The sequence below is a fragment of the Pontibacter mucosus genome, assembly GCF_003054055.1.
GTDB classification, from domain to species: Bacteria; Bacteroidota; Bacteroidia; order Cytophagales; family Hymenobacteraceae; genus Pontibacter; species Pontibacter mucosus.
In genome coordinates, this window is record NZ_QBKI01000008.1 from 197,861 (window position 1) to 220,500 (window position 22,640).

At 52.3% G+C, this 22,640-nt stretch carries 22 protein-coding genes; 19 read left to right on the forward strand and 3 right to left on the reverse strand.

Annotated elements, in window-relative coordinates:
- Window positions 1-181: 181 nt before the first annotated feature.
- Window positions 182-775, reverse strand: coding sequence for a thymidine kinase (locus C8N40_RS16195; protein WP_092102664.1), 594 nt, complete (start codon window positions 773-775; stop codon window positions 182-184).
- A 121-nt stretch (window positions 776-896) separates the two neighbouring features.
- The gene (locus C8N40_RS16200; RefSeq protein ID WP_108212856.1) at window positions 897-1,220 is read right to left on the reverse strand and encodes a 2Fe-2S iron-sulfur cluster-binding protein; all 324 of its coding nucleotides are present in this window, start codon (window positions 1,218-1,220) and stop codon (window positions 897-899) included.
- Between the two features lie 33 nt (window positions 1,221-1,253).
- Here C8N40_RS16200 and C8N40_RS16205 point away from each other — a divergent pair, with 33 nt between their 5' ends.
- The 4 genes from C8N40_RS16205 (at window position 1,254) to C8N40_RS16220 (ending at window position 5,036) form a co-directional block, all read left to right on the forward strand.
- On the forward strand, window positions 1,254-2,378 hold the full coding sequence (locus tag C8N40_RS16205; protein ID WP_108212857.1) for a hypothetical protein: 1,125 nt from the start codon (window positions 1,254-1,256) through the stop codon (window positions 2,376-2,378).
- Between the two features lie 313 nt (window positions 2,379-2,691).
- The gene (locus C8N40_RS16210; protein WP_092102674.1) at window positions 2,692-3,078 is read left to right on the forward strand and encodes a hypothetical protein; all 387 of its coding nucleotides are present in this window, start codon (window positions 2,692-2,694) and stop codon (window positions 3,076-3,078) included.
- A 381-nt stretch (window positions 3,079-3,459) separates the two neighbouring features.
- Window positions 3,460-3,903: a hypothetical protein gene (locus C8N40_RS16215; protein WP_211318128.1), complete on the forward strand. Its 444-nt coding sequence runs from the start codon at window positions 3,460-3,462 to the stop codon at window positions 3,901-3,903.
- Between the two features lie 173 nt (window positions 3,904-4,076).
- Window positions 4,077-5,036, forward strand: coding sequence for an AAA family ATPase (locus C8N40_RS16220; RefSeq protein WP_245905152.1), 960 nt, complete (start codon window positions 4,077-4,079; stop codon window positions 5,034-5,036).
- A 122-nt stretch (window positions 5,037-5,158) separates the two neighbouring features.
- On the opposite strand, the gene C8N40_RS22730 is transcribed toward C8N40_RS16220, so the two are convergent.
- Window positions 5,159-5,323, reverse strand: coding sequence for a hypothetical protein (locus tag C8N40_RS22730; protein ID WP_211318129.1), 165 nt, complete (start codon window positions 5,321-5,323; stop codon window positions 5,159-5,161).
- A gap of 396 nt (window positions 5,324-5,719) precedes the next feature.
- Here C8N40_RS22730 and C8N40_RS16225 point away from each other — a divergent pair, with 396 nt between their 5' ends.
- From C8N40_RS16225 to ccsA (C8N40_RS16290), 15 genes are all read left to right on the forward strand, one after another.
- Window positions 5,720-8,449 (forward strand): TonB-dependent receptor, encoded by a 2,730-nt coding sequence (locus C8N40_RS16225; RefSeq protein WP_108212859.1) that lies wholly within the window; start codon window positions 5,720-5,722, stop codon window positions 8,447-8,449.
- Between the two features lie 69 nt (window positions 8,450-8,518).
- Window positions 8,519-9,646 carry a hypothetical protein gene (locus tag C8N40_RS16230; protein WP_108212860.1) on the forward strand — a complete coding sequence of 376 codons (1,128 nt, stop codon included), beginning with the start codon at window positions 8,519-8,521 and terminating at the stop codon, window positions 9,644-9,646.
- A 346-nt stretch (window positions 9,647-9,992) separates the two neighbouring features.
- Window positions 9,993-11,267 (forward strand): porin, encoded by a 1,275-nt coding sequence (locus C8N40_RS16235; RefSeq protein ID WP_108212861.1) that lies wholly within the window; start codon window positions 9,993-9,995, stop codon window positions 11,265-11,267.
- A gap of 357 nt (window positions 11,268-11,624) precedes the next feature.
- Window positions 11,625-12,779 carry a porin gene (locus C8N40_RS16240; protein ID WP_108212917.1) on the forward strand — a complete coding sequence of 385 codons (1,155 nt, stop codon included), beginning with the start codon at window positions 11,625-11,627 and terminating at the stop codon, window positions 12,777-12,779.
- Window positions 12,780-12,976: 197 nt separating this feature from the next.
- Window positions 12,977-13,975, forward strand: coding sequence for a PstS family phosphate ABC transporter substrate-binding protein (locus C8N40_RS16245; protein WP_108212862.1), 999 nt, complete (start codon window positions 12,977-12,979; stop codon window positions 13,973-13,975).
- Between the two features lie 77 nt (window positions 13,976-14,052).
- A complete protein-coding gene (gene pstC, locus C8N40_RS16250) occupies window positions 14,053-14,928 on the forward strand; it encodes a phosphate ABC transporter permease subunit PstC (RefSeq protein WP_092102939.1) in 876 nt (291 codons plus the stop codon).
- Complete coding sequence (gene pstA / locus C8N40_RS16255) at window positions 14,921-15,778, forward strand: phosphate ABC transporter permease PstA (protein WP_108212863.1); 858 nt, start codon at window positions 14,921-14,923, stop codon at window positions 15,776-15,778. Before pstC ends, pstA begins: the two co-directional genes overlap by 8 nt.
- Window positions 15,779-15,809: 31 nt before the next feature.
- A complete protein-coding gene (gene pstB, locus C8N40_RS16260; protein WP_108212864.1) occupies window positions 15,810-16,574 on the forward strand; it encodes a phosphate ABC transporter ATP-binding protein PstB in 765 nt (254 codons plus the stop codon).
- 56 nt (window positions 16,575-16,630) lie between these two features.
- Window positions 16,631-17,314, forward strand: a complete 684-nt coding sequence (gene phoU, locus C8N40_RS16265; RefSeq protein WP_108212865.1) for a phosphate signaling complex protein PhoU — start codon at window positions 16,631-16,633, stop codon at window positions 17,312-17,314.
- A 13-nt stretch (window positions 17,315-17,327) separates the two neighbouring features.
- Window positions 17,328-17,474, forward strand: coding sequence for a hypothetical protein (locus tag C8N40_RS22735; protein WP_170114128.1), 147 nt, complete (start codon window positions 17,328-17,330; stop codon window positions 17,472-17,474).
- Window positions 17,475-17,636: 162 nt separating this feature from the next.
- Window positions 17,637-18,305 (forward strand): heme exporter protein CcmB, encoded by a 669-nt coding sequence (locus tag C8N40_RS16270; RefSeq protein WP_245905153.1) that lies wholly within the window; start codon window positions 17,637-17,639, stop codon window positions 18,303-18,305.
- A 149-nt stretch (window positions 18,306-18,454) separates the two neighbouring features.
- The gene (gene ccsA / locus C8N40_RS16275) at window positions 18,455-19,120 is read left to right on the forward strand and encodes a cytochrome c biogenesis protein CcsA (RefSeq protein WP_108212866.1); all 666 of its coding nucleotides are present in this window, start codon (window positions 18,455-18,457) and stop codon (window positions 19,118-19,120) included.
- A complete protein-coding gene (locus C8N40_RS16280) occupies window positions 19,107-19,391 on the forward strand; it encodes a CcmD family protein (protein WP_245905154.1) in 285 nt (94 codons plus the stop codon). The genes ccsA (C8N40_RS16275) and C8N40_RS16280 overlap by 14 nt, the downstream gene beginning before the upstream one ends.
- A gap of 100 nt (window positions 19,392-19,491) precedes the next feature.
- Window positions 19,492-19,920, forward strand: a complete 429-nt coding sequence (locus tag C8N40_RS16285; protein WP_092102713.1) for a cytochrome c maturation protein CcmE domain-containing protein — start codon at window positions 19,492-19,494, stop codon at window positions 19,918-19,920.
- Window positions 19,921-20,016: 96 nt separating this feature from the next.
- Window positions 20,017-22,620 carry a cytochrome c biogenesis protein CcsA gene (ccsA, locus tag C8N40_RS16290; protein WP_108212867.1) on the forward strand — a complete coding sequence of 868 codons (2,604 nt, stop codon included), beginning with the start codon at window positions 20,017-20,019 and terminating at the stop codon, window positions 22,618-22,620.
- Window positions 22,621-22,640 lie beyond the last annotated feature (20 nt).

Here is a 22,640-nt window from a genome sequence, read left to right on the forward strand (position 1 = left end):
TCCCTACCGCAAGTTTTCAACTCGTGGTTTCCTACATCAGCAGGCTTTCAGCCTGCATGATACAAGGCCATACTTTCGCCAGTTGAAAACTGGCCTTATGGAGAGCCACGGGTTAAAAACTCGCGGCAGGTATTTAGCACTGGGCAATACCGCCATGTATACTTACGGAACTATCAATCAGTTATTTCTTCTGCTTCATGCCCTCTGTAAAACAATGGCGGCAGCGGGCCTCGTACGAGTCGGTTTCGCCCAGCAGCACCTGTTTCTCGTCGGCCACGTTACGGAACGAATAATTGGCAATGTCGCCGCACTGCACGCAGACAGCGTGTACTTTGGTAACATACTCGGCCACTGCCATCAGGGCTGGCATCGGGCCAAACGGCTTGCCAAGGTAATCCATATCCAGGCCGGCGGCAATCACGCGCACCCCGCTGTTGGCCAGCTTCACGCATACTTCGGCCAGGCCATCGTCGAAGAACTGCGCCTCGTCTATGCCCACCACATCGCAGCTACCGCCCAACAGCAGCATATCCTGGGCAAAGTCTATGGGCGTGGAGCGGATGGCGTTGGCGTCATGCGACACCACATCCTCCTCATGGTAGCGCTTGTCTATAGAGGGCTTAAAAATCTCAATCTTCTGCTTGGCAATCTTAGCGCGGTTCAACCTCCTGATCAGTTCCTCCGTCTTACCCGAGAACATCGACCCGCAGATCACCTCAATCCAACCCTTCCTGTTAACATGGCTTTTGTTGCCTACGCGCGGTTCAATAAACATATTGATTGCTGGTTGCTAGTTGTTGATTGTTTGTCAGGTGTAATTGCAACGCCCTTCGGAAGAACAATCAGCAATTGACAATCAACAATAAAACTTTCTAACTTTTTAACTTTCTGATTTTCTAACTGCTATACTTCATGTGCGGCAGCTTTGTCTGCTCCGGCACCTTCCCGGTAATTTCGCCGCCTGTCAACGTACACTGGCAGGTCAGTCGTTCGTTATCTTTCAGGCGGCCTCTGTCGCGGTAGCGGATTTCGGCAGCCGTAAGCGGCCCTGTGTGCTCCATTCCCTGCAAAACAATGATGCGGCAGGTGGTGCAGCGGCCCTTTGCCCCGCAGGCGTGCATCCAGTCGGTGCCGGCAGCCTGGAGCGCCTTCAGCAGCGTTTGCCCTTCGGCCACCGTTACCTCCAGGTTCGCCAGGTTTTGCACCTTTAACTTCGGCATAATTTTATAACTTTACAGGAGAAAGCGACAGCAATGGAAGACAAATATAATCAATTACACCTGGAACGGTACAGCAAAGAGCTGGCAAATCTGCTCTGCGACCGTCATTTTGCATCTCACGACACCCTGAACGGTCCGCAACTGATTGGTTTTACGCCCATCAAGCAGGTAAACCTGTTTGTAATAAAGGAGTTGCTGCTGAAGTGGCACCACGAGATGGCCAACCTGCGCAGCCCATACTTTGATTATGAGCACGAGGAGGTGAAAGAGGCCCTGGTGAACTTCATGAACGTGCTCTCGCGCAAGATCCTGATGAAGCGCGACGCCTTTGAGCCGCTGCTGCAAAAGGCCATCCACGACACTTTTCTGGTAGTGCTGGCACCGGTGGTTACCTTCGAGGAGAAGTTCCTGCGCATACAGGAGGAGATTACCCTGCCCAAGCTGCAGGAGAACCTGAAGTATATCGATATTGACAAGGGCCTTTTTGCAGGTTTTGTAGATACGCTCTCGCCAAGCAGCCGCGACCGCGAGTACATCCTGAGCCGCTTTAAGCTCTATATAAACGCCAACCAGGGTCTGCGCACGCCACTGCACCACTTGGTGGAGCAGTTCAATGCATTGCTGCCCGTTACCGAGGCCGAGATAAAAGAGCAGGCAGAGCCAAAGCCCGCGCCATCGTTCCTGGACAGGCCGGCCGCCGCTGCCAAGCCTGCGCCTGCCGCCCCGGTGCAGGAGAAGGACGTGGTAGCCCCCATACACACGGCCCAGCGCGAGGCAGCTGCCCCTGTGGCACGCCCTGCCATGTATAAGGAGGAAGACGACGAGTTAGAGGAGGTGGCAGCCAACGCGCGCCCGACCCTGAACGATAACTTCCGCAAGGCCGCCGCTCCGTCGTCGCTGGCTGCCGCGCACAGCAACCGCAAGATAGACTCGCTGAAGAACTCGATCTCCATCAACCAGCGCTTCAGTTTCATCAACGAGCTCTTCGACGGCGACAACCTGACGTACTACCAGACCATCCAAACATTGGACAATTTCACGGACGCGGACTCGGCGATGCAATACATTACCGGCACCCTGGCCGGCAAGTATGACTGGAGCAGAAAGCAGGAACACGTTTCCAAGCTGCTGAAGCTGGTGGAAAGAAAGTTTGCCTGATAAACGCCGGCATGAAGCTTAGAGGAGGAGCCGCTACCCAGTAGCGGCTCCTCTTTTTTATGGCTTTTTTACCTGGTCTGGCCTGCATTTTCATACTTCCGGGCGGCGCTGTACTGATAATTTAGGCAACATGGCTAAATGTACAGTCGTAGGCATTGCAAATAAAGGCACGAAGTACTAATTATGCACTTTGCATTGCGCCAGGCTTCGGAAATTGCACTGAACTGCCTGTTGGGAGCGGCAAAAAATTACCACGACCTGACACAAAGACTGTTTTAACCCGTAACAACTAAAAAGCAACCTGATTATCACCATGAGAGACGATTTTGACTACGAGGACGATTTCGCCTACAACGATTTCGACGATGAGGAGGAGGATGACTTCGGAATGACGTTTGAGGAGGATTTGTACCTGATGATACGGGAAAAACTCCGCGACACCATTCAGGAGTACAAAGGGCAGTACCCGGCTCTGAAAAAACTGGAGAGCGCCGTGAGCTCGTTTAAGGTGAACGCCAAAAACACGGACGACTCTAAATTTTACCCGCTGGCGGCTAAACTCCTGAGCGAGCACATCAAGCCCCTAACGGAGGACTCGGAGGAGATCCAGGAAATCTACGATAACATGCAAACCGACATATCACGCTTTAAAAACCAGCGCGCGCACGGGTATGAGGGTGAGTTCTACCTGACAGACTGAGCCGTTGGCTAAAATATTCAGGGCAGCCTGGACCGGAGTGAACGGTTCAGGCTGTTTTTTTATTATATATAAGTATATAAATCTTAACAGACAAAAACACTTTTAATTGCTGCTACCCAGGCACTTAAATAAATCCTTTTGTTGGTTATCCGTATAATAGTGCAAAATACAGAGCTAAGAAGATAATAAATTATATATTTGTGGCATTATATTGATGCAACCCTTTACAGGTATTGGGAATCTTAAAGATACCGAACCGTAAAAATGAAAGCTGTGATACATACATTATTTCGCTCCTTATTTACCATTAACAAACTTAATACTCCGGCCCAAATGGCGACAACGAAGCTACTAACTGGAGAGCAGTACCTTATCCAAACTGTGGATAAGCGCATAGCCCTCACAACACACCGATTGATTCAGCGGCAGCACCCGCTGTCGTGGCGCAGCAGCAAAGCTGTTATGCTGGAGGACATTGCCGCCTGGGAAGTAAAACCCACTGGCTCGCAGGTATACCTTGGCCTTAGTGTGCTTACAGCCCTGCTGGTATACTTTAATGAGTCCTTTTTCCTGCTTAGCGGCTTCTTCATCTCCCTCTTTTTTATGACGCGCAGCCAAAAGGTGCATGTGCTAACCGCACAGGGCCACAGCATGGTGCTGCCGCTTGATGTGGAGCAAAAACACATGAACAGCCTGATAGAAATGGTAAAGCAGGCACAGCAAAACCGTCTTAAAAAGCTGGGTATTCAAAAACCAGTATACAATAAAGCCAAGGCGGTGGCGGCTGTAGGAAGTGCCGAAGCAGGCGCCATGGCTGCCGCCTGACATTCTCACCCATAGATGCGAAAGCACGTAAAAGGCAGCCTGAAAGCTGCCTTTTTTGTTTTGGCCCTGTGGGCAATATAATGGAACCACATCCGTATTATCGCTATATTTAGGCGCTAAACAGACTCTTTACCTGACAGAGGTCGGAGCTTTTGTATACTTATCCGGACAACGTGAACGCATATCAACTAAAAATAAAGCAGGTTTTCAGCGAAGTGGGCAAGGTGGTGGTCGGCCAGTCGTACATGGTGAACCGCCTGCTGATTGGCCTGTTCACCGGGGGGCATATCCTGCTGGAGGGCGTGCCCGGGCTGGCCAAAACGCTTACCATCAACTCGCTGTCCAAGGCGCTGCACCTCGATTTTCAGCGCATACAGTTTACCCCGGACCTGCTGCCTTCGGACCTGATAGGCACGATGATCTACAACCAGAACGCCTCAGCCTTTGAGGTAAAGAAGGGCCCCATCTTCGCCAACCTTATACTTGCCGATGAAGTGAACCGCTCCCCGGCCAAGGTGCAGTCGGCGCTGCTGGAGGCCATGCAGGAGAAGCAGGTTACCATCGGCGAAACCACTTACAAGCTGGACCTGCCTTTTCTGGTGCTGGCTACCCAGAACCCGGTGGAGCACGAGGGTACCTACCCGCTGCCCGAGGCACAGGTGGACCGCTTTATGATGAAAGTATACATCGACTACCCCAAGAAGGAGGACGAGCTGGAAATCATGCGACGCATGGCCAACATGAGTTTCACCGGCTCGGTAGCCAAGGTGCTCTCCAGAGAGGATGTGTTCGCCATCCGCAACGAGATAAACCAGGTGCAGATATCCGAGACGCTGGAGAAGTATATTATCGAGCTGGTGTTTGCCTCGCGCCGCCCGTTGGAGTACGACCTGCTGGAGTTCGCGCCCTACATCCAGTTCGGGGTATCGCCGCGAGCAAGTATAGCCCTTAACCGCGCCGCCAAGGCCGTGGCCTACTTCGATGACCGTGACTACGTGCTGCCCGAGGATATCAAAGAGGTGGCCTACGACGTGATGAACCACCGCCTTATACTTAACTACGAGGCCGAGGCCGACGGCATCCGCACCAAAGACTTTATCGAGTCCATCCTTCGGAAGGTGCCGATCAGCTAGAAGCCTCTTAAACGTTATAGAATCCGCCCACGTACCAAAAACTCCCGCTGCAGCCTTGTGTAGCGGGAGTTTTTGGTTTTGCTAGTTATATTATGTGGAAAGGTCTTTTAAAGCTATACTTCCTAAGAAGGCTGTTGGGAGGCGGGCGCGGTGACAGCGGTGGCAGCGGAGGAGGCTGTGGTTGCCTCGGTTTTATCGTGCTGCTGGTTATACTTGCCCTGGTCTTTCTGCTCTTCCGCTCTTAGACCACCGCTGCTGTGCCACTGGCTGCCAACAGGCAACAGCAAGTATAAAAATAGACCCGCCCTGCTGGCGGGTCTATTGGCGCAGTGTGGGAGACTAAGCCACACCACTCTTGATTGCGCAGTAGATCTCACCCATAATGCGCAATCAGTTTCTTTATAAAGGCAGGATTGATGCAACAAAACTATCCCTGCAATATTAGCTGTAGATTATTGCAGCGTTACTGTTTTGTTAAAATCCATCCGGCAGCCATTTCTTACCTCAGTAACAGCGGTTTCTCCCCCCGGCCGTTGCCAAACCCTGAGCCGGCTACGCAAAACTATTATACTTCAGCACGTTACAAATAAGAATTCACCTTTGTTAATAGAAGCTTAACCCCCTATTAATATTGAGGTAATACAATCCCTCTACTTTTGTCGCATCAATTAGACTACAATACAATGCGACAGAATCTCACCACAGTTCTATTTTTCCTGTTATCCGCTTTCCTATCGGTGCATGCGCAGACTGGCAGCATACAGGGAGCCATTAAAGACGCCAGCAACGGCGAAGAGTTGATTGGCGCTATCGTCAGGGTTCAGGATACGGGGTTGGGGGCGCCTTCAGATGCCTTCGGCAACTTCCGCATCGACAACGTGAAGGAAGGTACTTATACCTTAGAGGTGAACAGCCTGTCATACACGCCCAAAACGATTGCCAATGTTACCGTAACGGCAGGCAAAACCACAACGCTTGACATCAGGCTGGAGCAAAACACCGCACAGCTAGCAGAGGTAACAATTACTGCAAAAGGGAACAGGGAAACGGAGCAAATCTTACTCTTAGACCAGAAGAAAGCCGTTATAGCCACCCAAGCCATCGGCGCACAGGAACTCTCCCGGAAAGGGGTTAGCGATGCCGAAGGCGCGGTTGCCAAAATCTCAGGCGTTTCGAAGCGTGACGGCGTAAAGAACGTGTTCGTCCGCGGGTTGGGCGACCGCTACAACACCACCACCCTCAACGGGTTCGCCATACCTTCCGAAGACCCTGAATTCAAGAACATATCCCTCGACTTCTTCTCTAGCGACATGATTCAGTCGGTTGATGTGAACAAGGTATTCTCCGCATCGATGAATGGTGATGTGGGGGGCGCGCTGATTAACATCAACTCCAAAGAACTTGTGGATGACAGTGAGTTTCAAATCGGAATCTCGACCGGGATAAACAGCCAGGTGCCAGGCAGCGACTTTTATGTGCCCGATGGCCTGAGCAAATTTGGCTATGCCACAGCATCAGGCAACCCTAAGACCGGGAGTGGGCAGCAATTCCTAGGTGATTATTCCTTCAATAACTCGCTCGACCCAACACAGAAAAACCCCTTGTTAAATGGCGGCATCTCTTTTTCCGGCGGCAAAAGGTTTCTGGACAAGCATCGTTTCTTTATTGTCGGGGCCATGGATAACAAGTACCACTACCATGAGGGCGTTACCCGGTTGATTACAGCCACCAACCCCGAGAACCCCTTCCGTGACTTTGATTACCAGCAATCCACCCGAAGCGCCTCCCATATGTTAGGGGCTAACCTGGAATTCAACCTCAATAACAGCCAACTGCGCTATAACTCCCTGTACCTGCATACAGCCACAGCCGCCGCCGCAGGTTTCTACGGCAAGGAAACAGAACAATTCCAGGTAGCAGAGGATCATAATTCCGAAGGCTACACCAGGCGCCTGCAGGTCAACGACAATACGGCCTTCATAAACCAACTTATCTGGGACGGCAACTTAACGGATCGGATTACCTTTAACGTAGGGGCTGCGGTAAACCACGTGATTGGCCAGGAGCCTGACCGCAGAATCATTTTGTTCCCTTCTATCGGGGACGGCATGGTGCAACTGGGTATGGGGGAAGGAAGAAACCAGCGCTTCAACAGTAAAATAACAGAAACCGCTATACTTCCTAAAGTTAACCTGCAGTACGCGCTTTCAACAGACCCGGAAAAATTGTCTTATCTGGAAGTCGGCTACGATAGCAGGATAAGCACCAAAGATTTCTCGGCACCCATTTACAACCTTATCTGGGCTGGCGGGCAGAGCACTCTCCCTACTTTCAGATTAGATGATATCCGCCTCGAACCATACTTTAATCAAGCGGGTTTTGCGAACGGCGACTTCCGGGTGGAACACTTCAACGACACATATGATGTGGAAAGAAACAACCATGGCGCCTATGTGGACGTGGTGCATCAGGTCGGAGACAAACTTACATTAAATGCGGGTTTAAGGGCAGATGACATTTACACGAAAATTAACTATAAGGTTAACCGTGGCGCTGATGTCGGTTCTAACACGATTGATGAGTTCTTTCTTTCGCCCAGCCTTAACGTGAAATACGAACTCAACGATAAAAACCATCTGAGAACAGGCATCAGCCGCACCTATACCCTGCCGCAGGATAAGGAAATATCACCCTTCATTTATCTGGGCATTGACGGAAACGAGAATGGTAACCCGAACCTGGAGGTTTCCACCAACTACAACTTCGACCTGAAATGGGACTTTTACCCATCCGCGGGCGAGCAGATATCGGTGAATGCGTTTTACAAGCATATCCTCAACCCCATCGCAAGGGTAGACCAGGGCAACTCAGCAGGTTTAAGAACCTATGACAACGTTTCGGACCATGCCGTGGCCACCGGTGTGGAGCTGGAAGTGAGAAAATCGCTGATGAACCTGGCCGAAAAGCACCGTCTGAACGCCGGCCTGAACGCGTCCTACATCCATACAAGAGTAAACCTGGACCCGACTTTCTTTGTGCAGAACACATCCTCTACCCTGGAAGGAGCGGCCCCTTACATTCTCAACGCGGACCTGACTTACAATCTGCTGACGGACAAAAATGTGAGCGTAACGTCAGCACTGGTGCTGAACTACCTGAGCGACAAAGTGCATACCATCGGTACACGCGGCTTCAACAACCTGATTGAGGAAAGCATCACCACCCTGGACTTTGTGACCGCAGTGGGCCTGAACGAGCACCTTAAGCTCAACCTGAAAGCCAAAAACCTCCTAAACCCGGCCTATAGACTCACCCGGGAAGGTGCCGGCGCCGATACAGCTCCTCAGACTGTGGTTATCCGCAGCTATAAAAGAGGTGTACAGTTTGACTTCGGCGTGACATACCAGTTTTAACAATTAGTTAATAATCCGTTCACATTCAGTTGATTTCTCATTACTAATATTGTATAAACAATCAAAAAAATGAAAAAGACAATCCTTTACCTATTGATGATTCCGCTGGGGTTATTCTCATGCAAAGATGACGATGATTCGACACCAGCCCCAGTTGTGAGCAATGAGCTAAGCGGTGACATTTCCACCGAAGTAACACTTGACCCAAACATTGAATACAAACTAACAGGCTCACTGCTCGTAGTGGATGGCGGTAAACTCCGTATTCCTGCAGGCACAGTTATCAAAGCCGAGAAGGGCTTCAACAAGTACATCCTTGTGGAGCAAGGCGGTCAGATCTTCGTGAACGGAACGGCCGACAAGCCAGTTAAAATAACTTCTGCAGCGGCCAGCCCTGCCCAAGGCGACTGGGGTGGGTTGATTATTAACGGTAAGGCAAAACTTTCCGGCCCGGCTGGCAAAGTTACCACCAGCACCACAGAGGTTAACCCGGCTGTTATCTACGGTGGCGACAATAACAACGACAACTCTGGCTCAATCGAATACCTTATCCTGGAGTATACCGGCGCGAAATCCTCCGCTGATATCGAGCACAATGGCCTGACGCTGAATGGCGTGGGAAGCGGCACTAAAATCGAGAACGTTTACATTCCGTATGGTGCTGATGACGCGATAGAGTTCTTCGGTGGCTCGGTAAATGTGAAGAACCTACTGGTAGTGGACTCTGACGACGACATGTTCGACGTGACACAAGGTTGGTCTGGCACGCTGGATAACGCCTACGGTGTTTGGAAGGCCGGCTACACCAGCACAGAGTCTGACCCAAGAGGCGCTGAACTGGATGGCAACCTGGATGGCAACACCCCCGGCGACGTGAACCAGTCTGACTTCATCTTCAAGAACATCACGATTGTGAACGAGTCTACTTTCGAGATGCAGGACGCTGTGAAAGTACGCAGAGGCGCTAAAGCCAATATCACCAACCTCCTTATCAAAGGCGGTTCCGCCACAGACCTGATTGACCTGACAGACGGCAAGGGTAACGGAAATGCCGGAACTGTTGTCGAGTATCACCATACAGGCGTAACGGTGAAAGGCCAGGAGGTTAAAAACCCTGACGGCGCAAACATCAAAGCAAACAGTGCAAACACAGGTGCTGATACATCCGTATTCGGCTGGACTGGCTACAAATTCTAAACAGAATTTAAAACTATACTGGAGGCTGTTGCAAATGTATATTTGCAACAGCCTTTTTTTGTGCGTGAGGGGGTGGGCCAGGTTTATACTTTGTGGCGGAAGGTGGCACGCATCGCCTGTTTATACTTTGTACTGGAAAAGCAAAAAGAAGATTTGTTAACACTATCTTAACACCGGCATAACAAACAAATAATATTAACACTCAATCTTTGCGGCGTTGAAAACGGGGGCCTCTTTTGAAGCAAATGATGAAAGGCTTTTAGTTTCAACAACTGCCTTCCTTACGCGAGTAGACTCCGCGCCGAGAACAGACTAGGGCAGTCAGTAAAACCATACTCACCCAAAAATGAAGGTAACGACAGTAACGCGTGCTATCCTGGCGGCAGGACTAGCCACAGGCTTTTTAGTCTCGACAGAAGCAAAAGCCCAAACCTCAGACTCTACCGCACAGAGCACGTCGGTGCTGGTGCCGCTGCCAGCCCCTGCTGCAGCGCAGGAAGCTCCTAAAAAGAAGGCCTGGTACGACATCATCTCCATCAGAGGTTACGCCCAAATCAGGTACAACCGCCTGCTGGAAACCAACCCCGACCTGAAGTGCGACCAGTGCGACAAGTCACTTGGTGAAAATGGCGGATTATTTATCCGGCGCGCCCGCCTGATCTTCAGCGGCAATGTAACCGACCGAATCTCCTTTTATATACAGCCAGACCTGGCCTCCTCGGCAAGCTCCAGCGCTCTGAACTTCCTGCAACTACGCGACGCCTACTTTGATGTAGCGATGGACCAGAAGAAGGAATACAGGATACGCCTTGGCCAGAGCAAGATTCCGTACGGCTTTGAGAACTTGCAATCGAGCAGCAACCGCCTTACCCTGGACCGCAACGATGCCCTTAACAGCGCCATCGCCAACGAGCGTGACCTGGGTGTTTTCTTCTACTACGCGCCACAGGAAATCAGGGGCCGTTTTGATGAGCTGACCAGCTCTGGCCTGAAAGGAAGCGGAGACTACGGCATGCTGGGCATCGGCGTATTTAACGGGCAGACTGCTAACAAACCTGAGGCCAACGACAACCTGCATGCCGTTGCCAGGCTCACCTATCCTTTTAAGCTAAGCAATGGCCAGTTTATAGAAACAGGTATACAAGCCTACTCCGGCAAGTATACGGTTACGCCTGATATGGTAACTTCTGGGGTTGCCGTGGACAAGAGCTACACAGACCAGCGCGTGGCGGCATCGCTTGTGGTGTATCCGCAGCCCCTGGGCTTCCAGGCAGAGTATAACGTTGGCAAGGGCCCCGAGTACGACCCAACGGCAAACGCAATTGTAGAGAAGTCGCTGCATGGTGGCTACGCCCAGGCCATGTACAGGCTTAAGGCGGGCGATCAGGTTATCATGCCATTTGTAAAGGCACAGTACTATGATGGGGGCAAAAAACATGAGAAAGACGCACCCGGCTACTTGGTGTATGAAACAGAGATTGGTGCGGAATGGCTCATCAACAAGAGTCTGGAGTTTACTGCCCTCTACTCCATCGGCGACAGAACGGTGCGCAATGCAGCTAACCCGGATAACAACCAGCACGGCAACCGGCTGAGACTGCAGGCACAATTCAACTTCTAATACCTCCTTCGCAGGTACAGCATACCCTTTGGCTGCAATGCCAGAGGGTATGCTTTTTTTATACTTTTACATTTGGCTCCATACTTTGCACTGCTCTCCCCAGCAGGCTCTCAACCCCACAGAGGCGCGCAAACCCACCGCCTACACGACTTAACATTAAGTTAACATTGGGGTAATTAACAGGTAATATAACACGCGTTACTTTGCAGCGTAGATTGCAAAAGGTAATACCCGCAGCCTGACTAACTGCAGGTAATTTGCAAAAAAGTATGGCCTGACTAACCATACGCAAGTATAAAGGTTAATTCTCACCTAACCCTTTACCTCGTGAATAAACACTTTAAAAGAGCTGGATGGGTGCTCTTATTTTTCCTTGCTGCCCAGGCTACCCACGGGCAAAGTATAAATGACTCCAGGTTTGGCAAGGGCCTACAATTTGTAGCCGCCGACTCCTCCTTCGCCCTCAAGTTCAGCACCCGCTTTCAGGTACTTTACCAGGGAATCCAAAACCCTGCCACCGACAACTGGGACGACAGGCTCCTCATCCGCAGGGCCCGCCTGAAGTTTGAAGGCTTTGCCTACTCCCCTAAGCTCACCTACAAAATCGAGCTCGGGCTGAGCAACAGCGACATCGGCAGCGACATCCCCGACAAGACCAACAACGCCGATAATGTTATCCTGGACGCGGTGGCCCGATGGAATTTCGCGCCGGGCCTGGAACTGTGGGCGGGCCAGACCAAGCTCCCCGGCAACCGCGAGCGGGTTGTTTCCTCCCAGAAAATGCAATTTGTTGACCGCAGCCTCCTGAACTCACAATTCAACCTCGACCGCGATGTGGGCCTGCAGCTGCACCACCAGCACCAGGTGGGTAACATGGTGCTGCGCGAGAGTGGCGCCATCAGCATGGGCGAAGGCCGCGACATCACGGTGAACAACGCGGGTGGCTATGCCTACACCGCCCGGGTGGAGTTGCTGCCCTTCGGAGAGTTCAGGGGCGATGGGGACTACGTGGGCGGAGACCTGGAACGGGAACAGACACCGAAACTGGCTTTGGCCGCCTCCTACGACTTTAACGACAACGCTTCCAGGGCCAGAGGCCAGTTGGGGGACTTCCTGACGGCAGAGCGCGACCTGAGCACCGTGTTCGTGGACGCCATGTTCAAGTACAGGGGCTTCTCCTCGATGGCTGAGTATGCCAACCGGAGAGCGCCGGACGGCCCGGTGGTGCTGAGAGACGAAAGCGATGCCGTGGAAGAGACTTTTGTGACGGGCAACGCCTTTAATATACAAGCCGGTTACCTGTTGCCATCCAACTGGGAGGTAGCCGGACGGTACACCACCTTCAACCCGGAGAATGAAACCGGAATCAGGGCGCAGGAGCAATACACGCTGGGAGTCTCCAAGTATATTGTGGGGCACAGCCTGAAAGTACAAAGCGACGTGACGCTGCAGGACCAGCCGGGCAGGGATAACACTTACCAGTTCCGCCTGCAGATGGAGTTATCGCTGTAAAGAGAGAAAAGCTTTATAATTTCTTAACACGTTTAATTATCAAATTCCATCAGTTCTGTGTCACTTCGCACCCTAAAAGGCCATTAATCTGCGGCAGGCGCGGCTCCCAAAACTACTTACCGGACACACAAGTATAATCTGGAGTGTCAGTACATATAAGACTTCTAAAAATCAACCTTATAAACAACCAACAGCTTATGTTAAAATTTAAGCTTACAAACCTAAACGCTGCAGCCATACTGGTGGGCACCACCATGCTGTTTAGTGCCTGTGGCGGCAACCAGGAAAACGCCGGCGGCTCAGATCTTTCGGGCAATGTGCAGGTAGACGGTTCCTCTACGGTTTACCCTGTTACCGAGGCTGTGGCAGAGGAATACCGCGCCGAGGCTCCGAATGTAAGGGTAACAGTGGGCGTATCCGGCTCGGGAAGCGGCTTTAAGAAACTGGTGAGAGGCGACGTAGACGTTGCCAACGCCTCCCGCTCCATCCACGACGATGAGGCCAAAGCCGCTGAGCAGAATGGCCTGTCTTATGTAGAACTGACTGTGGCCTACGACGGCCTGACCGTGGTGGTGCACCCGGAGAACGACTGGGTAAAGGAAATTACCGTGGAGGAGCTGAAAAAAATATGGGAGCCTGCGGCACAAGGCAAAATTACCCGCTGGAACCAGATTCGCCCGGAGTGGCCTGATCAGGAACTGCACCTGTACGGCCCTGGCGTGGAGTCTGGCACCTATGACTACTTTACGGAGGCCATTGTGGGGGAAGCCCGCGCCAGCCGCGGCGACTTTACGGCCAGTGAGGATGATAACGTGCTGGTGCAGGGCGTGTCGACAGACAAGTATGCACTGGGCTTCTTCGGGCTTGCCTATTACGAAGAAAACAAGAGCAAGCTGAAAGCAGTAGCCGTGGACGATGGCGATGACAGCAACGGCAAAGGCGCCATTGTAGCCTCCCTGGAGACAGTGAAAGACGGGTCCTACGCCCCACTGTCGCGCCCGCTGTTCATCTATGTGCAGTCTAAAGCTGTGGAGCGCCCGGAGGTGGTAGACTTTGTGAACTTCTACCTCGACGCAGCAGGCGAGCTGGCCCAGGAAATAGGCTACATTCCACTCCCAGACAACCTGTATGACGAGCAACGCCAGAAGTTTGAGCAGTTTGTTTCCGGCAAGGGAGCAGCCTCTGCTAAGCAATAATAAAATTAAAGTCTAAATAATTGCCCGGGTGTGGTTGGGAAAACCGCCATACCCGGGCTACTTAAATAAACAGCACCTTGAGAGTAACTGAGAAAATTATCGAGGGCTTGTTGTGGTTATCCGCCCTAATCACAATTCTTGTTACCATAGGCATTATCTGGGTACTGCTTTCTGAGTCCATCGGCTTCTTTAAGGAGGTATCCATCGTGGAGTTCCTTACAGAGAAGGAATGGACCCCGCTTTTTGCCAACAAAAAGTTTGGCATCATGCCCCTGGTGGCAGGCACCTTGCTTACCACCCTTATTGCCATCGCCGTGGCCTTGCCCATCGGCCTTACCATCGCCATTTACCTGAACGAGTACGCGCATGCCCGCATGAAGCAGATCGTGAAGCCGATGCTGGAGGTGCTGGCCACCATCCCGACGGTTGTGTACGGCTTCTTTGCCTTAACAGTGGTAACCCCTTTTCTGCAGCAGTTCATACCTGGCCTCGCAGGGTTCAACGCCCTGTCAGCCGGCATCGTCATGGGCATCATGATCATCCCGATGATCTCCTCCCTGAGCGAGGACGCGATAAGCTCCGTGCCGCGCTCGCTGCGCGAGGCTGCTTACGGCATGGGCTCTACCAGGCTGCAAACCTCTTTCGGCGTGATGGTTCCGGCCGCTTCCTCGGGCATTATAGTGTCGGTTATACTTGCCATTTCCAGGGCCGTGGGCGAAACCATGATCGTGGCCGTGGCCGCCGGCCAGCAACCGCGCCTCACCATGAACCCGCTCGTCCCTATCGAGACAATCACCACTTACATTGTGCAGGTAAGTATGGGCGACGTGCCGCAGGGCTCGCTGGAGTATAAAACCATTTTCGCGGCAGGCATCACGCTGTTCGTCTTCACATTCGCGCTGAACAACCTCAGCTTCTGGATTAAAAAGAAATATCAGGAAAAGTATGACTAACTCTGAACTTAACAGGTTAAAGGATAAAGCCTTCCAGATCTTCGGTATCTTCTGTACCTTTATAGGATTGGTGGTGCTGGCCATCTTCCTGATCGACATCGTAATGGAGGGAGCCAAACGCCTAGACTGGGATTTCCTGACCAGCCTGCCATCGCGCAGGGCCAGCCAGGCTGGCATTAAGACGGCCTGGGTAGGTACCCTCTGGATTCTGGTGCTAACCACGCTCATTGCCCTGCCCCTGGGGGTAGCTGCCGGGGTTTACCTGGAGGAGTATGGCAAGAAAGGCAGATGGGCTAATTTCCTGGAGATAAACATTGCCAACCTGGCTGGCGTGCCGTCTATTATCTATGGCTTGCTGGGCCTGGAGATTTTCGTGCGTCAGATGAAACTGGGGAGCAGCCTGCTGGCCGGTGCGCTCACGCTTTCGCTGCTCATACTTCCGATCATCATCGTGACGACCCGCGAGGCGATCAAGGCAGTGCCACGCAGCATCCGCGACGGCTCTTACGCCCTGGGCGCGTCTAAGTGGCAAACGGTGTGGAACCAGGTACTGCCCGCCTCTTTCGGCAGCATCCTGACAGGCATCATCCTGGCCCTATCCAGGGCGGTGGGTGAGACAGCGCCGCTGATTGTGATTGGCGCCCTGGCTTACGTGCCGTTTACGCCAAGCTCTCCGCTGGATGAGTTTACCGTGCTGCCGATCCAGATCTTTAACTGGACCTCCAGGCCACAGGAGGCATTTTTGACAAACGCCGCAGCCGCTATTATAGTGCTGCTGCTGCTTACGTTCCTGCTCAACGGCATTGCAGTGTACCTGCGCAACAGGCAACAGCGCAAGGTAAAATGGTAAGGCAGGGGCTTATTTATACTTCCTTTTAAACATGAGCAAAAAACATAACAAGCTGGAGGCCAAAAACCTCAACGCCTACTACGGAGATTTCCATGCGCTGAAGAACATCAACATCGCCATGGAAGAGAAGAACGTGACTGCCTTTATCGGCCCGTCAGGCTGCGGAAAGTCTACTTTCCTGCGTACGCTAAACCGCATGAACGACTACATAGAGGGCTTCAGGGTAGAGGGCGATATTCTGCTGGACGGCCGCGACATCTATGCCAAGGATGTGCGTGTGGACGAGCTGCGCAAAGAGGTAGGCATGGTGTTTCAGAAGCCCAACCCCTTCCCGAAAAGCATTTACGAGAACGTAGTATACGGCCTTAAGATACAGGGCATCAAGAAGAAGTCGGTGCTGGAGGAGGCCGCGGAGCAGTCGCTGCGCCAGGCGGCCCTCTGGGAGGAGGTAAAGGACAAGCTGGACAAGTCGGCGCTGGCTTTGTCGGGGGGGCAGCAGCAACGCCTGTGCATTGCCCGCGCGCTGGCCATCTCGCCCTCGGTGCTGCTGATGGACGAACCCGCCTCGGCGCTGGACCCGATCTCCACGGCTAAGATTGAGGAACTGATTTACGAGCTGAAAAACGACTATACCATCGTGATTGTGACGCACAACATGCAGCAGGCCGGCCGCGTAAGCGATTATACCGCGTTCTTTTACATGGGCGAGCTGGTAGAGTACAACAAAACCAAATCGATGTTCACAAGTCCGAAAAACGAACGCACCCAAAATTACATCACGGGCCGTTTTGGATGATACGATCGTACCTTCCTTTTTGTACCTTACAGTGCTCACCCCAAAAAAAGACTTAAATGAACCAATTAGATATCGAATTAAACCGCCTCAAAACTAAGCTCATGGAAATGTGGGACTTAGTAGAGTACCAGCTGCAGGCCGGCCGCGAGGCCATGCTGACAGCCAACAAAGAGTTGGCCGAGCAGGTAGTAAAGCGTGACCGCAAGGTAAACCAGTTCGATATTAAGATAGACCGCATGTGCGAGAACTTCCTGGCACTGCACACACCGGTAGCAGTGGACCTGCGCCTGGTGCTGGCTATACTTAAGATCAACTCGAACCTGGAGCGCATCGGCGACACGGTAGAGGGAGTTGCCCACTTTGTGGCGAAACTTGACGCTCCTTTTAACCCCGAGCTTCTGGAGCAGACAAACGTGGTGTACATGTATGATGAGGCGGATAAAATGTTCGCCAACTGCCGCTCAGCCTTCGTTAACAACGACACGGACCTTGCCAGGCAGGTGATCAAGCACGACAAGACCCTGAACAAAATCTACCGAAAATCTGATAAGATTATGACCCGGTACATGACCGCTAACCCGGACATGATAGCGGAGGCGCTGGCCATACTTTCCATCATCAAGAAGATTGAGCGGGTAGGCGACCAGGTGACCAACATAGCCGAGGAGATCATCTTCTACCGCGACGCCAAGGTAGTGAAGCACAAGGCGGATAAGAAAAAGAAGAAGAAAGAAGAGTAGAGACAACTGCTGGATGGCTTCCTTGCCAATCCACCAAAGTATAAAGTATAGAGCACGGGCCATAGCGGTACGTGCTTCTTTGCTTTTGGCGGGTAAGGAAGAAGGCTATACTTCTGGTAAAGGCTCAGCCGCACAAGATGATAAGCTGGACAAGGTATAAAGTAAGCCGGGGAACAGCGTGGTTAACTTCCCAACTTTCTAACTTTTTAACTCCCAAACTCTCTAACTTTTCAACTCTCCAACTCCTCAACTCCCAAACTCTCTAACTCGAACTACTTTCCCAACGATTTGTGCCTTACCTTTGTGGTAAAATAAAAGGAACGTGCTGTTTAAAGAAATTTTATACCTGATCCGCAAGGACCTGGTGCTGGAGTGGCGGCAGAAGTATGCCCTTAACGGGATGCTGCTGTATGTGGGCAGTGTGGTGTTTGTCTGCTACCTCAGCTTCGGCATGCGCTCAAACATTCTGGTGGCCCCGGTCTGGAACGCCATGCTCTGGATAATCCTGCTGTTTGTGTCGGTGAACGCCATCGCCAAGAGCTTTATGCAGGAGAATCGCGGGCGGCTGCTATACTTTTACTCCATCGTCAGCCCACAGGGCATAATCCTGGCCAAGATCATCTACAACACCCTGCTGATGCTGCTGCTGGCCATCATCTGCTTCGTGTTTTATGGTTTTGTGCTGGGCAACCCGGTGGAGGATGTGCCCATGTTCCTGCTCTCCATCCTGCTGGGCGCCGTGGGTTTTTCCACCTCGCTCACCATGATCTCGAGCATTGCCAGCAAGGCCGCCAACAGCAGCACCCTGATGGCCGTGCTCAGCTTTCCGGTTATTGTGCCGATGCTGCTGATGCTGATAAAGATGTCTAAAAACGCCATGGACGGCCTCGACCGTAGCGCCAGCTTCGACGAACTGCTTACTCTGCTCGCTATAAACATGATTGTAATCACTGTTTCTTACATCTTATTCCCGTACCTTTGGCGTTCGTAAAGGTATAGGAGCGAAAAGCGGGTGCTCTGAGCGGAAAAAGTGCTGCGTTAGGCTCGTAAACAGAGACGAAACAGAACGAATTAGAAGCTTTAAGTGTCTTTAGAAAAGCAGGCAACGCGCCCCGCAAGACCTGCATACTTTGATTTGACATGAAGAAAAATTGGTGGAAAGTGCTGGCGGTTGTGCTACTGGTTTACACAGTAGTGGTCGGCATGCTGCATGAGGTTCCGAGATTGGCCATCCTGAACGAGACTATCCGTAACCTATACTTTCACGTGCCGATGTGGTTCGGCATGATCCTGATCCTGCTCATCTCGGTGGTTTACTCCATCAGGTACCTCCGCAAGCCCAGTATCGAGAATGATGTGATCGCCAGCGAGGCTGCCAAGGTGGGCATCCTGTTTGGCGTGCTGGGCATCATTACAGGTATGGAATGGGCCAAGTTTACCTGGGGCGAGTACTGGAGCAACGACCCGAAGCAGAACGCATCGGCCATTGGCCTGCTGATATACTTTGCCTACCTGGTGCTGCGCAGCTCCTTTAACGAGCAGCAACAGCGCGCCCGCATCAGCGCCGTGTACAACATCTTCGCCTTTGCGGCGCTTATCCCGCTTCTGTTTATACTTCCGCGCCTGACGGACTCGCTGCACCCCGGCAACGGAGGCAACCCCGGCTTTAACGCCTACGACCTCGACAGCCGCCTGCGCATGGTGTTTTACCCTGCCGTGATGGGCTGGACGCTGCTGGGCATCTGGGTAGTAAACGTAAAATCAAGACTGGAAATACTGAGACAACGCTTATATGAAACTGTTTAAGATACTGGCCCTTTGGTGCTTTATACTTGTGGCAGCTGCCGGACTACAGCCTGCACAGGCGCAACCCGGGCAGATGTCGGAGGTGGAGTTTTCTTCGGCCCCGCAGACACAGATAGAGATGGCCGACACCCTGCGCCAGGACGGCAAGATATACGTAGTAGTGGTAGTGCTGCTGACGGTGCTGGTGGGTACCATCGCTTACCTGGTCGCGATAGACCGCAAGGTGAGCCGCCTGGAAAAGCAGCTGAAAGATGATCTGGTAAACAAATAAACCGGCTTACCGGCCAAAAATAGTTTTAGCACGTTGGATTTAAAACATACCAGCGTGTGTTAGCCAAACAGCAAAAGAGCTCCTTTATACTTTTACAAAGATGAAAAAGACACACATCATCGGGATTATGGTAATTGCCGTGGCAATTGTTATCATCATGTCTTCGGTAGGCGACGCCAGCACCTACGTTTCTTTTGGCGAGGCTATTGAGCGCGCCGACGATGGCGACATGACCAAGGTACACGTGGTGGGCCGCCTGAAGAAGGACGATCAGGGCCATATAGTGGGCATGAACTACGACCCGCTGGTAGACCCGAACTACTTCTCGTTTATGCTGGTGGACACCAACCGCTACGAGCAGAAGGTGGTCTACTTTAACCCTAAACCGCAGGACTTTGAACGCTCAGAGCAAGTGGTGATAACGGGCAACATGCAAAACGACGTGTTCGTGGCCGACAAAATCCTGCTCAAGTGCCCATCCAAGTATGTGGAAACCGAAATTAAGGACGGTAAAACGGCAAGCCTGTAAAATATAGTTAATAGTTGATAGTGAAGAGTTAAAAGTGACAACTCTTCATTCTACTCTAACTCATAACTCTCAACTTTAAACTTTTAACTCCTAAAGATGATTAACACGCTGATTGGGGATATTGGCCATGCTGGTGTGATTGTGGCTTTTGTGGCGGCTATCGTATCCTCTTACGCATACTTTATGGCGTCCCGCACAAAGGTGGAGCTTTCCGGCGACGACAGCTGGCGCAAGCTGGGCCGCTGGTCGTTTTATGTGCATAGTGCCGCTGTAATGGTAATTATTTTTACGCTGTTCAACATCATCTACGAACATCGTTATGAGTACTACTATGCCTGGAGCCACTCTTCCAACCACCTGCCTGTGCACTACATGGTGTCCAGCTTCTGGGAGGGCCAGGAGGGCTCTTTCCTCCTCTGGATTTTCTGGCATGTGGTCATCGGCCTGCTGCTGATATACAGCAGCCAGAAGAAGAAAGTATGGGAGGCGCCGGTAATGGGCATGTTCTCCTTTGTGCAGCTCTTCCTTACCTCCATGATACTGGGTGTGGTGATCGGCGACCTGAAAATCGGTTCCTCTCCCTTTATCCTGATGCGTGATTTTATGCCGGACACCCCGGTGTTTGCCATGGACCCCAACTTTGTGCCTGCCGACGGAACGGGCCTTAACCCGCTGCTGCAGAACATCTGGATGGTCATCCACCCCCCTACCCTGTTCCTTGGCTTCGCTGCCACGCTGGTGCCTTTTGCCTTTGCCATGGCCGGCCTGTGGAAAGGAAAGTACTCGGAGTGGATTAAGCCGGCCCTGCCTTGGGCGCATTTTGCGGCTGTATCGCTGGGCATGGGTATTATGATGGGTGCCTACTGGGCCTACGAAACCCTGAACTTTGGCGGCTACTGGAACTGGGACCCTGTTGAAAATGCCGTATACATCCCGTGGCTGGTGCTGGTGGGCGCTATCCATACCATGATTGCCTATAACCGTGGTAAGTCAGGCCTGAAGGCTTCCTTTATCCTCCTGATTGCCTCGTTCATACTTATACTTTACGCGACCTTCCTTACCCGAAGCGGTATCCTGGGTAACGCCTCCGTGCACTCTTTCACGGACCTGGGTTTATCCGGACAGCTCTTCACCTACCTGGCAGCCTTCGCTGTGCTGTCTGTGGCCCTGCTGATTTACCGCTGGAAAAACATTCCAACATCAGAGAAGGAACTGACCACGTATAGCGGCGAATTCTGGGTGTTCATAGGCGCCATTGTGCTTTGCCTTGCCGCCTTCCAGGTGCTGTTTACTACCTCCATCCCGGTTTACAACTCCTTCCTGGGCTTTATCGGGATAGAGTCAAACGCAGCCCTGCCAGCCGACCAGATCGCGCACTACACCAAGTTCCAGTTGTGGGCTGGCGTAGCAGTAGCCGTGCTTACCGGCGTGGGCCAGCTGCTGTGGTGGCGCAAGGGCGAGAAAGGTACTTTTGTAGATGCCATCACCCTGCCAGGTATGCTGACGCTGCTGTTCGCCAGCTTGGTGATTGTGCTCTCGAAGATGGGCATGCTGCACGAAACTATGGATAACCCTAAGTTTATCATACTTCTGGTTGCCTCCTTGTTTGCCGTGTTTGCTAACCTGAGCATCATCCTGAGCCTGCTGCACAAGAAAGTAACGCTTTCGGGCGGAGCGGTGGCCCACATGGGCATCGCCCTGATGCTACTGGGCATCCTGTTCTCCTCCGGCTACGATAACATTGTTTCGCAGAACACTTCCGGCCTGGTATACTCCCGTGAGTTCCCGGATGAGATTAACCGCGACAACGTGCTGCTGTGGCGCAACACGCCTACCGACATGGACAAGTATACCGTGAGCTACCACGGCCAGTTCCAGGAGGTAATCGGTGTGCCAGGATACGTAAACCGCGAGCTGCTGTGGCCAACTGCCGACCCGTATACCTCTATCGCCCGTGGGCAGATAAAGGTAGGCGACAAGGTATACTTTGAGGCTGGCGACACACTGGAAATGTACTCTCCGGAAAACACGTTCTACGAGGTGCAGTACAAAGAGCGCGAGGGCGACAAGGTGTTTACGCTTTACCCGCGTGCCCAGGTAAACCCGAACATGGGACTGCTGGCCTCTCCGGACATCAAGCACTTTGCCAACAAGGACCTTTACACCCACGTTTCCTCTATTCCGGACCCGAACGAGGAGAAGGACTGGGGCGAGTTGCAGGAGTATGACCTTGCCGTTGGCGATACCATTATCCTGAACGACTACATCGCCGTGTTTAACGGCATCGAGCGCGTGCCGCAAGTGCCGGGCGTAGCCATGGCAGAAGGCGACGTGGCGGTGCAGGCCGACCTGAAAATCTACGGAGAGCGCAAAGAATACCACGCACACCCTGTCATGCTGATAAAGAACGAAATGGTGGGCCGTATCCCGGAAGAAATCGCGGACCTGGGCCTGCGCCTGACGTTCCTGAGCATTGACACGGAGAACGACAAGTTTAAAATCGGTGTGAACGCCTCGCAAAAGGATTACATCATCCTGAAGGCAGTAGAGAAGCCATTTGTGAACCTGCTTTGGATTGGTACAATCGTGATGACAGTTGGTTTTGTGATGGCCATCGTGCGCCGCAAGGAAGGCAAGAGCATGGCTAAAGCCAAAGCCAGACCCACTGTGCCACAAGAAACAAGACGGCAGGCGGCATAAAGCAACCTGCTAACTTACAG